Origin of the sequence: Alistipes sp. (assembly GCF_048465635.1) — a bacterium.
GTDB lineage: Bacteria > Bacteroidota > Bacteroidia > Bacteroidales > Rikenellaceae > Alistipes.
The window spans coordinates 39,527-52,704 of the sequence record NZ_DBFWLF010000004.1 but is presented as its reverse complement, the minus strand read 5'-3'; the positions used below and the strand labels follow the sequence as shown (position 1 = coordinate 52,704).

The window sequence follows — 13,178 nt, the reverse complement described above, 5'->3', positions numbered from 1 at the left end:
ATCGGTTTAGAAATCGAGTTTGATGTTGAATCCGTAGGTCCGCGTCATCGGATAGGAGGCCGTCTCGAAACCGCGCGTGATCGAACCGCCGTTGATCGTGCCCACCTCCGGGTCGTAGATCGGCCAGTCGGTCCAGCAGAAGAGGTTCGTGCCGAAGACGGCGACGGTCACCCCTTGCAGGAATCCCGTGCGGGTCATCCACTTCTTGGGCAGCGAATACTCGAGCCGAAGTTCGCGCAGTTTGAGGTAGGAGGTCGAGAAGACGCTGCTTTCGACGTTATTCATGCTGTACACATACTCCATGTAGTAGGTCACCGCATCGTCGCAGACATTCGTGTTGCGCGCATAGACCATGTTGCCCTGCGCATCCAGCCCGCGGGGCACGACGCCCTCGTGCAGCACGCCGCCGTAACGGCCGTAGAGCGTGTTGGTCAGCTTACCCTGCCGCGAGAGCTGCGCATAGCTCAGCGAGTGGGCCTTGCCGCCCCACTGTCCGGCGAACGTGGCGCTCAGGCGCAGGTTGCGGTAGCTGAACGAGGTCGAAAGACCCGCTTTCCAGTCGGGCTGCACGTTGCCCAGCTTCTCCATCTTCTCGGTCGCCAGCTGGGGATAGCCGTTCGAATCGACGACGGTCTGTCCCGAAACGTCGATACGTGAGCCGTCGCTGTTGAGGATGTACGATCCCTCCTCGGCCTTCTGGTAGCCGTAGCCGTAAAGGTCGCCCAGCGATCCGCCGACCGTGGCGATCACCTGCCCGCGGGCGCCCGAGGAGATGACCCACTTATCGACGCCCGGAGCCAGTTCGAGCACCCGGTTCCAGTTCTTGGACCAGGTGAGGTTCACATCCCAGCGGAAATTCTTGGTTCGCACGGGCTGGATGCGGGCCGCCAGTTCGACACCCCGGTTGCGTATCTTGCCGGCGTTGATCCACTTGGAGCGGCGTCCCGACGCGGCGTCGACCGGGGCGTTGATGATCTGGTTCGTGGAGATGTTGTTGTAGAAGGCGGCGTCGATGGTGAAGCGGTTGCTGAACATTTTGGCTTCGAGACCCACCTCCCAGCTCTCGACGTTTTCGGGCTTCAGGTCGCGGAACGCGAGCGAGGTGGGCAGCGAGAAGGCGCTCGCAAAGTCCGACACCTCGTAGTAGTCGTCGATGGCGTAGGGCTGCGTGTCGTTACCCACGTTGGCCCACGAAGCGCGCAGCTTGAGGAACGTCAGCCACGGCAGCTTCTTGCGCAGGCCCCACCGATCGATGTCGGTCAGCACGACGCTGCCGCTCACCGAGGGGTAGAAATAGGACCAGTTGCCGCGCGCCAGCGTCGACGACCAGTCGTTGCGCCCCGTCACGTCCAGAAAGAGGAAATTGTCGTAGGAGAGCTGCACCATGCCGTAGAGGCTGTTGATCATCTTGCGGCGGTGCTGCGCCTTGGTGATGACGCCCGACATGGCGTTGCCCAGGTTGTAAACCCCGTCCGTGAGCAGGCCGTCGGCCGTGGAGGTGGTCACGCGGCGTTCCTGGTACATGCTGTTGCCGCCGAAGGTAAGGTTGATGTTGAACTTGCTCAGATCGTGCTCGTAGGTAAACAGGAAGTCGTTGTTCATCTCCAGATCGTGGATCGACTGCTCGCGGTAGTAGCCGTTGACGGCCGAGATCGACCGCTTGGGTTTCTGCCGCTTGGTGAAGTCGCGCGCCGTGTCGAGACCCGTGCGGAGCATCAGTTTAAGCCCCTTGTAGATGTCGAACGTGACGTTGACGTTGCCGAAAACACGGTCGCGGTCGATCGAGTTCAGCTGCTCGTAGGTCTGCAAATAGGGGTTGTCCGAGAGGGCGTTCAGGCTCAGCGTCCCGCCGTAGCGCTTCTCGCGGTACTCCTGTTCGTACCAGCCGACGTCGAGGTTGTTGCGGCTCCACAAGAGCGTATAGGTGGGCGATGCAGTGCTGTAACCGATCATCGGCAGGTTGTCGCTGTCTTTGCGGTAGTAGTTGACCTTGCCGCCCAACCGGAAGAACTTGAATTTCTTCTCGAACGACACGGCGAAGCTCTGCGAGTCGTACCCCGTGTTGGGCACGATCCACGTGTTGCGCAGGTCGGTGAACGAGACGCGGATCATGCCGCCCTTGCCGTCGTTGCCCGAGATCGAAACCGAGTTCTTGTAGGTGGCTCCCGTTTCGAAGAATCCCTTGTACCAGTCGCGGGGTTCGAACGGCAGCGGCGTATACTTGCCCGTCTGGGGGTCGAGCGACGCCCACTGGTAGAAGCGCTGCCCCTCGTAGCGGGGACCCCACGTGAAACGGCTGTACGTGCGGTTGGCCGCCTCGCCCGTGGTCGATTCGCTGGCCTTTACGTTGTAGAACGAATAGTAGTTGCCGCCGGTGGAGCCGGGACCGTACTCGTCCTGGAAATCGGGCCAGAACCCGGCGCGCTCGAACGAGAAGTTGGAGCTGAACGAGACGCCGAAACCCTTGGTCGTGCGCCCCGCCTTGGTCGTGATGACGATCGCGCCGTTGGCCGCGCGCGAACCGTAGAGCGCTGTGGCCGCCGGGCCTTTAAGCACCGAAATGTTGTCGATATCCTCGGGGTTGATGTCGGCGGCTCCGTTGCCGTAGTCGACCGAAGCGTCGGGGTTGTCGTAGGCCGAACCGCCCATCGCGTTGGTGGAGTTGGACATCGGAACGCCGTCGATGACGAAGAGCGCCGTGTTGTTCGAGAGGTTGACCGACGACTCGCCGCGCAGGGTCACGCGCACCGAACCGCCCGGTCCGGCCGACGCCTGGTCGAAGTTCAGACCGGCGACCTTGCCCGACATGGAGTTGAGCCAGTTGTTCGACACCGAACCCGTCAGGTCCTCGTTGTCGACCTTCGTCACAGCGTAGCCCAGCGCCTTCTGCTGGCGCGTAAGGCCGAGCGCCGTCACCACCACGCCTTCGATCGCCTGCGCCGCGGGGGTCATCGTCTGATCGATGCGCGTGCGCGTGCCGACCTCGGCCGTCGCGTTGTCGTAACCCACGTAGGAGAAGAGCAGCACGTCCTTTTCGCCGACGCTCAGCGTATAGGTTCCGTCGACCGCCGTGGCCGTACCGCGGGGGGGGGTCGCCCCCTGCACGATCACCGATACACCGATCAGCGGCGTCTTTCCGTCGGAATCGTACACCGTACCCTTCACCGTGCGCGTCTGCGCCGGGAGGACCGAAGCCACCGGCAGCAGGAGACAGAGCAGAAAGAATCTTTTTCGGAGTAGTTTTAGATTCATAACTTCCGTTTTAAAGTTAGTATTGGCTGGTTTTTAATCGTTGGTCGAAGGAGATGGAAGCAACGAGCCTGCAGAGGAAGAGCGAGTGGAAAGGCGGTAATCTTCGATCGATCAGACAGTTGCTTTCTGAAGTCGGTATTATTCTATCTGTTTTATCTTATTTGTCTGACAAATATAAAGGGATTTTTTAATTAAAACAACGGATGAAAACAATATTTTGAAATTAAATTTCTTTATTAATAATTGGTCGACCAAAAACCCGAATACGGGACAAAATTTATTAAATATTTTAAATATCAAGCCGGCGCAAGGTAGGGCGGAGATTTTAAGCGGCATCGGCGGGAAGCCATACGGTAAACCAAGCGGCCCTACCCGCTCGGGTAAGGCCGCTTGGTTCGGAAACAGGTCACCGACTACTCCCACTCGATGGTTGCGGGCGGTTTGGAGGAGATGTCGTAGACGACGCGGTTGACCCCGCGCACCTTGTTGATGATCTCGTTCGACAGGTCCGCCAGGAACTCGTAAGGCAGGTGCACCCAGTCGGCGGTCATGCCGTCCGTCGAGGTCACGGCGCGCAGCGCCACGCAGCTCTCGTAGGTACGTTCGTCGCCCATCACCCCGACGCTCTTGACCGGAAGCAGGATCGCTCCCGCCTGCCACACCCGGTCGTACAGTCCGGCGGCACGCAGCGCGTCGATATAGATTTTGTCCACGTTCTGCAGGATTTCGACCTTCTCGGGCGTGATGTCGCCCAAAATACGGATCGCAAGCCCCGGTCCGGGGAACGGATGGCGGCCGATCAGCTGCTCGGAGATACCCAGCGAGCGACCCACGCGGCGCACCTCGTCCTTGAACAGCAGCCGCAGCGGCTCGACGATCCGCAGGTTCATCTTTTCGGGCAGACCGCCCACGTTGTGGTGCGACTTGATGGTGGCCGACGGTCCATTGACCGAGCACGACTCGATCACGTCGGGATAGATCGTTCCCTGCGCCAGCCAGCGGACGTTCTCGATCCGCTGCGCCTCCTCGTTGAACACCTCCACGAAGTCGCGGCCGATGATCTTGCGCTTCCGCTCGGGGTCCGAAACACCCTTCAGGTCGCCCAGGAACTTGTCCCCGGCTTTCACACCCTTGACGTTCAGCCCCATATTCTTATAGGACTCCAGCACGTCCTCGAACTCGTTCTTGCGCAGCAGGCCCGAATCGACGAAGATGCAGTAGAGGTTCTTGCCGATCGCCTTGTGGAGCAGCACGGCGGCCACCGACGAATCGACGCCGCCCGAAAGGCCCAGCACCACGCGGTCGCCGCCGATCTTTTCGCGCAGTTCGCGCACGGTGGATTCGACGAAACTCTCCGAGGTCCACGTCTGTGCGCAGCCGCAGATGCCCGCGACGAAGTTTTTCAGCAGCTCCTTGCCGTCGGTCGAGTGGTAGACCTCCGGGTGGAACTGGATGCCCCACGTCGGCTCGCCGTCGATGCGGAACGCCGCCACGCGGACATCCTCCGTGCCGGCGATCAGGCGGTAGCCGTCCGGCACGCGCGTGATCGTGTCGCCGTGCGACATCCACACCTGCGTTTTGGCCGGAAGCCCCTGCAAGAGCGCATCCGCGCCGTCGCCCACCGTCAGCATGGCGCGGCCGTATTCGCGGCTCGGCGCGGGCTGCACCTCGCCGCCGTAGGCCGCGGCAAGAAGCTGCGCGCCGTAGCAGACGCCCAGCAGCGGCAGCCGTCCCTTGAAGGCCGAGAGGTCGGGACGCGGAGCCGCGGCATCCCGCACGGAGTAGGGGCTGCCCGAAAGGATCACGCCCCGCACCGACGCATCCAGCGCCGGAATCTTGTTGAACGGATGGATTTCGCAGTAGACGTTCAGCTCGCGCACGCGGCGTGCGATCAACTGCGTGTACTGCGAACCGAAGTCCAGAATAAGGATTTTTTCCATAGGTTATTGGGAAACTCGGATTTACTTTTTCGTTACGGGCCGGTTCATCCTCCCGGCCAGCTCCATCTCCGCGGCGAATGCCTCCGCGCCGACCTCTCGGATGCGGGCGATGCACCCGCTGCGGTCGGAGCCGAAGAGCATCCCGAAAATCTTGCCGGGCAGGTTGTTGAACCGGCGGCACGCGGCAAGCGGGGCCAGCGTGCAGTCGGCGCAGCTCTGCCAGCCGTGTTCGATGCAGCAGGTCCGGATCGCACACCACGCGGCCCGCTCGTTGAGCCGGCAGCCGGGGCACTTTCCCTTCAGGTATTTGCGGCAGGCGCCGCAGTACAGCCCGCAGGAGGCGATCGGACGCTCCATACTACCGTTCGCTCGAATAGTTGGGCGACTCGCTGGTGATGGTCACGTCGTGCGGATGGCTCTCGTGGATGCCCGACGCGGTGATGCGGATGAACTTCGCCGTCTTGAGCGCCGCAATGTCCGCCGCGCCGCAGTAGCCCATGCCCGAACGGATGCCACCCACCAACTGGTAGACCGTCTCGCTCAGCGCCCCCTTGAACGGCACGCGGGCGACGATGCCCTCGGGAACGAGCTTGTTGATATTCCCGTCGCAGCCCCGCTGGAAATAACGGTCGGCCGAACCCGCCTTCATGGCGTCGATCGAGCCCATGCCCCGGTAGCTCTTGAACTTGCGGCCGTTGTAGATGATCGTGTCGCCCGGCGACTCCTCCGTGCCGGCGAACATCGAACCGATCATCACGCAGTCGCCGCCCGCAGCCAGCGCCTTCACGATGTCGCCCGAATAGCGCAGCCCGCCGTCGGCGATGACCGGCACACCCGAACCGCGCGCCTCGGTTGCCGCAGCGTAGATGGCCGAAAGCTGGGGAACGCCCACGCCCGCGATCACGCGCGTGGTGCAGATCGAGCCGGGACCGATGCCGACCTTGATGCCGTCGGCTCCGTTGTCGATCAGAAAGCGCGCGGCCTCGGCCGTGGCGATATTGCCCACCACCACGTCCAGCGCGGGGTAGGTCTGCTTGATCTGACGGAGCGCCCGGACGATGTTGGCCGAGTGGCCGTGCGCCGAGTCGAGCACCACGGCATCGACGTCCTCGGCGACCAGCGCCGCCACGCGGTCCATCACGTCGGGGGTGATTCCCACGCCCGCAGCCACGCGCAGGCGGCCCTTCGCGTCCTTGCAGGCGTTGGGGTGATCCTGGACCTTGGTGATGTCCTTATAAGTAATAAGCCCCACCAGATGGCCTTCGTCGTCGACCACGGGGAGCTTTTCGATCTTGCTGTTCAGCAGTACCTGCTTGGCGTTGTCCAGTTCGGTGCTGTGGGTGGTGACCAGCCGGTCGCCGGGAGTCATCACGTCGGCGATCAGGCGCGTCATGTCGGTTTGGAAGCGCAGGTCGCGGTTGGTGACGATACCGATCAGTCTGCACCGTTCGTCCACCACCGGGATGCCGCCGATCCGGTACTCTTTCATCATGTCGAGCGCATCGCCGACCGTATGGTCCTTGGAGATGGTCACCGGATCGTAGATCATGCCGTTCTCGGCACGTTTCACGCGGCGCACCTCGGCGGCCTGCGCCTCGATGGTCATGTTCTTGTGGATCACGCCGATGCCGCCTTCCCGGGCCAGAGCGATCGCCAGCGGAGCTTCGGTTACGGTGTCCATGGCCGCGGACACGATGGGGATGTTGAGTTTGATATTACGCGAGAATCGGGTTTCGATGCAGACCTCACGCGGCAACACTTCCGAATAGGCGGGTACGAGCAGCACGTCGTCGAAGGTAAGTCCTTCGGGCTGAACCCTTTCATGGATAAATGACATAAGGAACGCGGATTTTTGTTGCTCGCAAAGATAACTATTTTTTTCGAAACGGCCTAACATGCCGCCCGTTCGCGCGATTTTTTTCGCCGATTCCCCGCCCCAAACAAAATTCCCCGCCGGAGCGGGGAATCGGAACTGCACGCCGTTCGGGCGTACGACTGAAAGCGGCAGCCTCCCGCCCGGCAGTTACCGGCGGATTCAGTACTGCTCTTTCTCGTTGGGGAAATCGCACTCCTTCACGTCCTTGATATATTGCCCTACGGCGTCGGTCATGACGGTGTGCAGATCGGCGTAGCGGCGCAGGAAGCGGGGCGAAAAGCCCTTGTTGATGCCGAGCATGTCGTGGATCACGAGCACCTGTCCGTCGCAGCCGGCCCCGGCGCCGATGCCGATGGTCGGCGTGGGAATCTCGGCCGTCACGCGGGCCGCGAGTGCGGCGGGAATCTTCTCCAGCACGATGCCGAAACACCCCGCGTCGCTCAAGAGGCGGGCGTCGCGGACGAGTTTTTCGGCCTCGGCCTCCTCCTTCGCCCGGACGGTGTAGGTTCCGAACTTGTGGATCGACTGGGGCGTAAGGCCCAGATGTCCCATCACGGGGATACCGGCCGAAAGGATGCGCTGGACCGATTCGAGCACCTCTTCGCCGCCCTCCATCTTCACGGCGTCGGCCTCGGTCTCCTTCATGATGCGGATGGCCGAATCGAGCGCCACCTTCGAATTGCCCTGATAGGTTCCGAACGGAAGGTCGACCACCACCAGCGCACGCTGAACGGCACGCACCACCGAACGGGCGTGGTAGATCATCATATCGAGGGTGATGGGGAGGGTCGTTTCGTAGCCGGCCATCACGTTGGCGGCCGAGTCGCCCACCAGGATCACGTCGATGCCCGCAGCGTCGACGATCCGGGCCATCGAATAGTCGTACGAGGTAAGCATGGCGATCTTTTCGCCCCGCTGTTTCATCTCGGTCAGGCGGTAGGTAGTCACCGCACGGACCGTACTTTCTACTGACATAGTATCGGTTTTGGGTTTAAGTACGCGGCAAAGATAGAGCGAGCCGGGCACAATGCCAAATTTATTTGCGCTGGACGGGGCAAGAGATCGGGCGGCAGCTTGCGGAGCACGCGATTGAACGGCCTCCGCTGCCGGAAGCTGCGGCCCATCACTTCTTCGAATCGACAAAACAAAGTGACCACCCCTGATCTTTTTCGGGCGGCAAAGCCTGCGAGGCACGCGTTTGAGCGGGCCTCCGCGGGGCGAGGCTGCGGCCCGCACGGCTCAAAGAGCCGCAAAACAAACGATTTCGATACTCCCCGCCCCGACATTGCCCGCCCGCACGCCGGTCAGCGCTTCGGCCCGATCTGCCGGAAAAACTCCCACAGCACCACACCGGCCGAGACCGAGACGTTGAGCGAGTGCTTGACCCCTGCCTGCGGGATTTCGATGGCTCCGTCGCACAGATCGACGGCCTCCTGCCCCACGCCCGCGACTTCGTTGCCGAACACCAGCGCGTACTTCACGCCCCGCTCGGCACGGAACGCATCGAGCCTCGCGGCCCCCTCGACCTGCTCCACGGCCAGAATCCGATACCCCTCCCCGCGCAACTGCGCGATGCACTCCTCGGTCCGGGGGAAATAGTCCCACCGAACGGTCAGCTCCGCGCCCAGCGCCGTCTTGTGGATGTCGCGGCTGGGCGGCGTGGCGGTGATGCCGCACAGGGCGATCCGCTCGACGGCGAATGCGTCGGCAGTACGGAAAAACGACCCGACGTTCTGCAGCGAGCGAACGTTGTCGAGCACCACCGCCACCGCCATCTTCTCCATTGCGGCATACTGCTCGGCGGTCGGACGGCCCAGTTCCAGGTTGGTTATTTTGCGCATGATCTCCTCAGTTGGTTCGATTTCAGCGGCAAATGTAGCCAAAATTAAAATCTTTTCCCTACTTTTGTCGGTCATTGGAATGAACGATCGCATGAAAAAAACGCTCTTCGCCCTGGCGCTTCTGCTCGGGGCAACCCCGCGCCCGGCCGCCGCACAGGAAATTCTGGTCGGTGCGGACTTCAAGATGTATTTCGACAACAAGGAGTTCGGCAGCAACCGGTTCGCCGTTCCGGGGCTGGACATCGAATCGGGAACCGACTTCGCCGCGCGGCTGCTTCCCAAGGTAGGCATCCGCTGGGAGGATAAAAATACGCTCATCTTCGGTGCGGACATGCTCCAGAACTTCGGCGAACAGAACTCGTCGTTCGTCTCGGAGGTCAAGCCGGTGATCTACTACCAGTTCGAGACCAACCGCGTGCGGGCCGTGGCGGGTATCTTCACGCGCGACCTGATGCACGACGAGGACTATTCGACCGCCTTTTTCACCGAGGCGCACAAGTTCACGCACGACCGCATGAACGGCGTACTGGCTCAATACAAGGGCCAGCGCAATTCGTACGTCGAATTCGCCTGCGACTGGGAGGGCATGTACTCGACCGCTTCGCGCGAGAAGTTCCGCATCCTGCTTGCCGGACGGCACTACCTGGAGCGTTTCTACTACGGATTCAACTATTCGATGTTCCACTTCGCCGGCCGGAAGGGCGAAACGCCGCAGGACGAGGAGGAAAACGTGGTGGACCTCCAGCTGCTCAACCCCTGCGTCGGCGTAAAGTTCAACGCCTTCTTCGACTTCGACATCAAGCTGGGGGCGCTGCTCACGGCGCAGCGCGACCGCAGTTTCGGCCACTCGTGGGAGACGCCCTGCATGGGCGAATTCGCCTTCCGCATGAGCCGCTGGGGGCTGACGCTCGACGAGCGGCTCTACGTCGGGGACAACATCCACCCCTTCTTCTACGGCCATCCCGAAGCGGGCATCGTCTACGGCCGCGAACTCTATCCGGGCGAGAGTTTCTTCCGCACCACCGAGAAGGTTTACAGCCGCACGTCGCTCTCCTACCGCCGCCACTTCTTCAAGGACACGGTATGGGTGCGGGCCGAGTTCGTCGCCCACCACGACGGCACGGCGCTCGGCACGCAGCAGCTGCTCGAAGTGGGCGTCAAACTGCTCAAACCGGTTTACAACAGCAAAAATCATAAAAAATAGGATATGGCAACCGAAACGAACGAAACACGCGAGAAGTCGCTGAACTTTCTCGAAGAGATCATCGAAGAGTCGATCGCCCGGGGCGAGACGCGCGTACAGACCCGCTTCCCGCCCGAGCCGAACGGTTACCTGCATATCGGCCACGCCAAGAGCATCTGCATCAATTTCGGGCTGGCCAAAAAGTACGGCGGCAAGTGCAACCTGCGCTTCGACGACACGAACCCCGTCAAGGAGGACGTGGAGTACGTCGATTCGATCAAGCGCGACATTCAGTGGCTGGGATTCGACTGGGCCGTGGAGCGCTACGCGTCGGACTACTTCGACCAGCTCTACGAGTGGGCTTTGGTGCTGATCCGCAAGGGGCTGGCCTATGTCGACGACCAGACGCAGGACCAGATCCGCGAGACGCGCGGCACGGTCTCCGAGCCGGGCAAGCCCTCGCCGTGGCGCGACCGCTCGGTGGAAGAGAACCTCGACCTGTTCGAACGCATGCGCAAGGGCGAATTCGCCGACGGGGAGAAGGTGCTGCGCGCCAAGATCGACATGGCGCATCCCAACATGCTCTTCCGCGACCCGATCATGTACCGGATCATCCACGCCGAACACCACCGCACTGGCGACAAGTGGTGCATCTACCCCATGTACGACTATGCGCACGGCCAGAGCGACTCGATCGAGCGGATCACCCACTCGATCTGCACGCTCGAATTCGACGTGCACCGTCCGCTCTACGACTGGTTCATCCAGGCGCTCGAAATCTATCCGTCGCACCAGTACGAGTTTGCACGGCTCAACCTCACCTATACGATGATGTCCAAGCGCAAGCTGCTCAAACTGGTGCAGGAGGGGGCGGTGATGGGCTGGGACGACCCCCGCATGCCGACCATCTGCGCCCTGCGCCGCAAGGGCTACACGCCCGCCTCGGTGCGCAACTTCGCCGAGATGGTGGGCGTGGCCAAGCGCGACAACGTAATCGACCTGGGAAAACTGGAGTACTGCGTGCGCGAGGACCTGAACAAGGTCGCCGAGCGCCGCATGGCCGTGCTGAACCCGCTGAAGGTCGTCATCACCAACTACGACGACGGGCGGACCGAACTCTTCACGGCGGTCAACAACCCCGAGAACGAGGCCGCCGGAACGCGGCAGGTTCCCTTCTCGAAGGTGATCTACATCGAGCGCGACGACTTCATGGAGGAGCCGCCCAAGAAATTCTTCCGCCTGCAACCGGGCGGCGAGGTGCGCCTGCGCTACGCCTACCTGATCCGCTGCGAGCAGGTCGTCAAGGACGCCGCGGGCAACATCACCGAACTGCGCTGCACCTACGACCCGCAGTCCGGCAACGGTTCGTCGAGCGACGGCCGCCGCGTGAAGGGCGTCATCCACTGGGTGTCGGCTCCGCACGCCGTCGAGGCCGAAATCAGGCTCTTCAACCCGCTCTTCACAAAGGAGAATCCCGACGACGTGGCCGAGGGACAGACCTGGGAGGACAACCTCAACCCCGAGTCGATGGTCCGCATCACGGGCTATCTGGAACCCTCATTGAAAGAGATTCCCGTCGGACAGGCCGTGCAGTTTGAACGCGTGGGTTACTTCTGCCCCGATACCGACTCGACGCCGGAGCATCCGGTGTTCAACCGCACGGTGACGCTCAAGGATTCGTGGGCCAAGATCAACAAATAGCGCTCCCGCGAAAAGGAGAGACGCCCGGCTTTACAGCCGGGCGTTTTTTTGGAGGACAGATTCGTCCGGATTGGATAATTGTTTAAAATTTCGCTATATTTGTTCGACTAAAGAACCGATCATGCAGCTACTACTGATAGCAGGAGTCATTCTGTTGACCGCCCTCGCATTCTGGCAGGGCAGCCGACTGTGCAAAGCACGCCAAAAGGAGTCTTCGAGCCAGCGCATCGCCGAAGTCATCCTGCGCAACACCGATGCCTATATTCTTCTGATCGACGCGGATTTCAACGTCGTGTGGACCAATTACTACCTGTTGCACGACCGCAAACGGCATTCGAAACGCCCCAAAGTGGGCAATCTGCTGCGCTGCAAGAACGGCGAGGACGCGGGTACGTGCGGCACGCACGAGATGTGTGCCCACTGTCCGGTGCGCGCGGCCATCGAAAAGGCTTTCCGCAGCAAGGAGAACTTCTCGGGCCTCGAAGCCCCGATGACGCTCTATACCTCCGAGGACAACAGCCAGTCGGTGGACTGCGTGGTCCGCGTCACGGGCAACTTCGTCTATCCCCGCGGCAAGGCGTTGCTGCTGCTGACCGTGCACGACGTCACCGACCACATACGCATCGAACAGGAGCTTACCCAGGCGCGCATCCGGGCCGAGGAGTCGGACCGTATGAAGACGCTCTTCCTGTCCAATACGAGCCATGAGCTGCGCACGCCGCTCAACGCGATTCTCGGCTTTTCGGAGCTGCTGGCCGGCGACCCCACACCGGAGGAGAAGGCGGATTACGTGCGGATCATCCGCACCAACAGCGAATTGCTGCTGCAGCTGATACGCGACATTCTCGACCTGTCGAAGATCGAGGCCGGCACGCTGGAGTACACCTATACGGACGAGGAGCTGAACACCATGTGCGAGGAGCTGGAAGGCATCTACCGCATGAAGCGGTCGGAAGGAAGCCGCGTAAAGATCGAATTTCGGCGGCAATACCCCTCGTGCCGCCTCCGCACCGACCGCCAACGCCTGATGCAGGTGCTCTCGAACTTTTTGAGCAACGCCCTGAAATTCACCAGCGAGGGCGAGATCGTCTTCGGCTACGAAATCCGCGGCGAGCAGATCTATTTCTACACGACCGACACGGGCGTAGGCATTCCCGAGGAGCAGGTCGGCCAGCTTTTCCGGCGCTTCGTGAAGATCGGCTCCCACAAGCAGGGGGTCGGCATCGGGCTGGCCATCAGCAAATCCATCGTCGAGTCGATGGGCGGCCGCATCGGCGTGGAATCCGTCGCAGGCAAGGGCTCGACCTTCTGGTTCGTGCTGCCCCGCGAGGCGAAACATTAAGCAGGCTTCCCCCTCCGGAAGGTCCGCAACTCCCCCGCTCTTA

The 13,178-nt window shown here is 61.7% G+C and carries 9 protein-coding genes; 3 read left to right on the top strand and 6 right to left on the bottom strand.

The features are described from left to right. Positions 1 to 6 precede the first annotated feature (6 nt). The 6 genes from ACMO9O_RS00270 to ACMO9O_RS00245 all read right to left on the bottom strand — a co-directional run bounded on the left by ACMO9O_RS00270 (position 7) and on the right by ACMO9O_RS00245 (position 8,909). On the bottom strand, positions 7 to 3,252 hold the full coding sequence (locus ACMO9O_RS00270; RefSeq protein ID WP_418981613.1) for a SusC/RagA family TonB-linked outer membrane protein: 3,246 nt from the start codon (positions 3,250 to 3,252) through the stop codon (positions 7 to 9). A gap of 413 nt (positions 3,253 to 3,665) precedes the next feature. Next, on the bottom strand, positions 3,666 to 5,192 hold the full coding sequence (gene guaA / locus ACMO9O_RS00265; protein ID WP_418981611.1) for a glutamine-hydrolyzing GMP synthase: 1,527 nt from the start codon (positions 5,190 to 5,192) through the stop codon (positions 3,666 to 3,668). A 21-nt stretch (positions 5,193 to 5,213) separates the two neighbouring features. Then, positions 5,214 to 5,549, bottom strand: a complete 336-nt coding sequence (locus tag ACMO9O_RS00260) for a DUF3795 domain-containing protein (protein WP_418981610.1) — start codon at positions 5,547 to 5,549, stop codon at positions 5,214 to 5,216. Between the two features lies 1 nt (position 5,550). After that, the gene (gene guaB, locus ACMO9O_RS00255) at positions 5,551 to 7,029 is read right to left on the bottom strand and encodes an IMP dehydrogenase (protein ID WP_418981609.1); all 1,479 of its coding nucleotides are present in this window, start codon (positions 7,027 to 7,029) and stop codon (positions 5,551 to 5,553) included. Between the two features lie 198 nt (positions 7,030 to 7,227). Continuing rightward, positions 7,228 to 8,043: a 3-methyl-2-oxobutanoate hydroxymethyltransferase gene (gene panB, locus ACMO9O_RS00250; RefSeq protein WP_418981607.1), complete on the bottom strand. Its 816-nt coding sequence runs from the start codon at positions 8,041 to 8,043 to the stop codon at positions 7,228 to 7,230. 329 nt (positions 8,044 to 8,372) lie between these two features. Further along, positions 8,373 to 8,909, bottom strand: a complete 537-nt coding sequence (locus ACMO9O_RS00245) for an RNA methyltransferase (protein WP_418981751.1) — start codon at positions 8,907 to 8,909, stop codon at positions 8,373 to 8,375. 91 nt (positions 8,910 to 9,000) lie between these two features. On the opposite strand from ACMO9O_RS00245, the gene ACMO9O_RS00240 reads away from it, so the two are divergent. The 3 genes from ACMO9O_RS00240 (at position 9,001) to ACMO9O_RS00230 (ending at position 13,135) form a co-directional block, all read left to right on the top strand. Then, the gene (locus ACMO9O_RS00240) at positions 9,001 to 10,113 is read left to right on the top strand and encodes a hypothetical protein (RefSeq protein WP_418981605.1); all 1,113 of its coding nucleotides are present in this window, start codon (positions 9,001 to 9,003) and stop codon (positions 10,111 to 10,113) included. A 3-nt stretch (positions 10,114 to 10,116) separates the two neighbouring features. Further along, on the top strand, positions 10,117 to 11,793 hold the full coding sequence (locus ACMO9O_RS00235) for a glutamine--tRNA ligase/YqeY domain fusion protein (protein ID WP_418981604.1): 1,677 nt from the start codon (positions 10,117 to 10,119) through the stop codon (positions 11,791 to 11,793). 121 nt (positions 11,794 to 11,914) lie between these two features. Further along, positions 11,915 to 13,135, top strand: coding sequence for a sensor histidine kinase (locus ACMO9O_RS00230; RefSeq protein ID WP_418981603.1), 1,221 nt, complete (start codon positions 11,915 to 11,917; stop codon positions 13,133 to 13,135). The last annotated feature ends 43 nt before the right edge of the window (positions 13,136 to 13,178 follow it).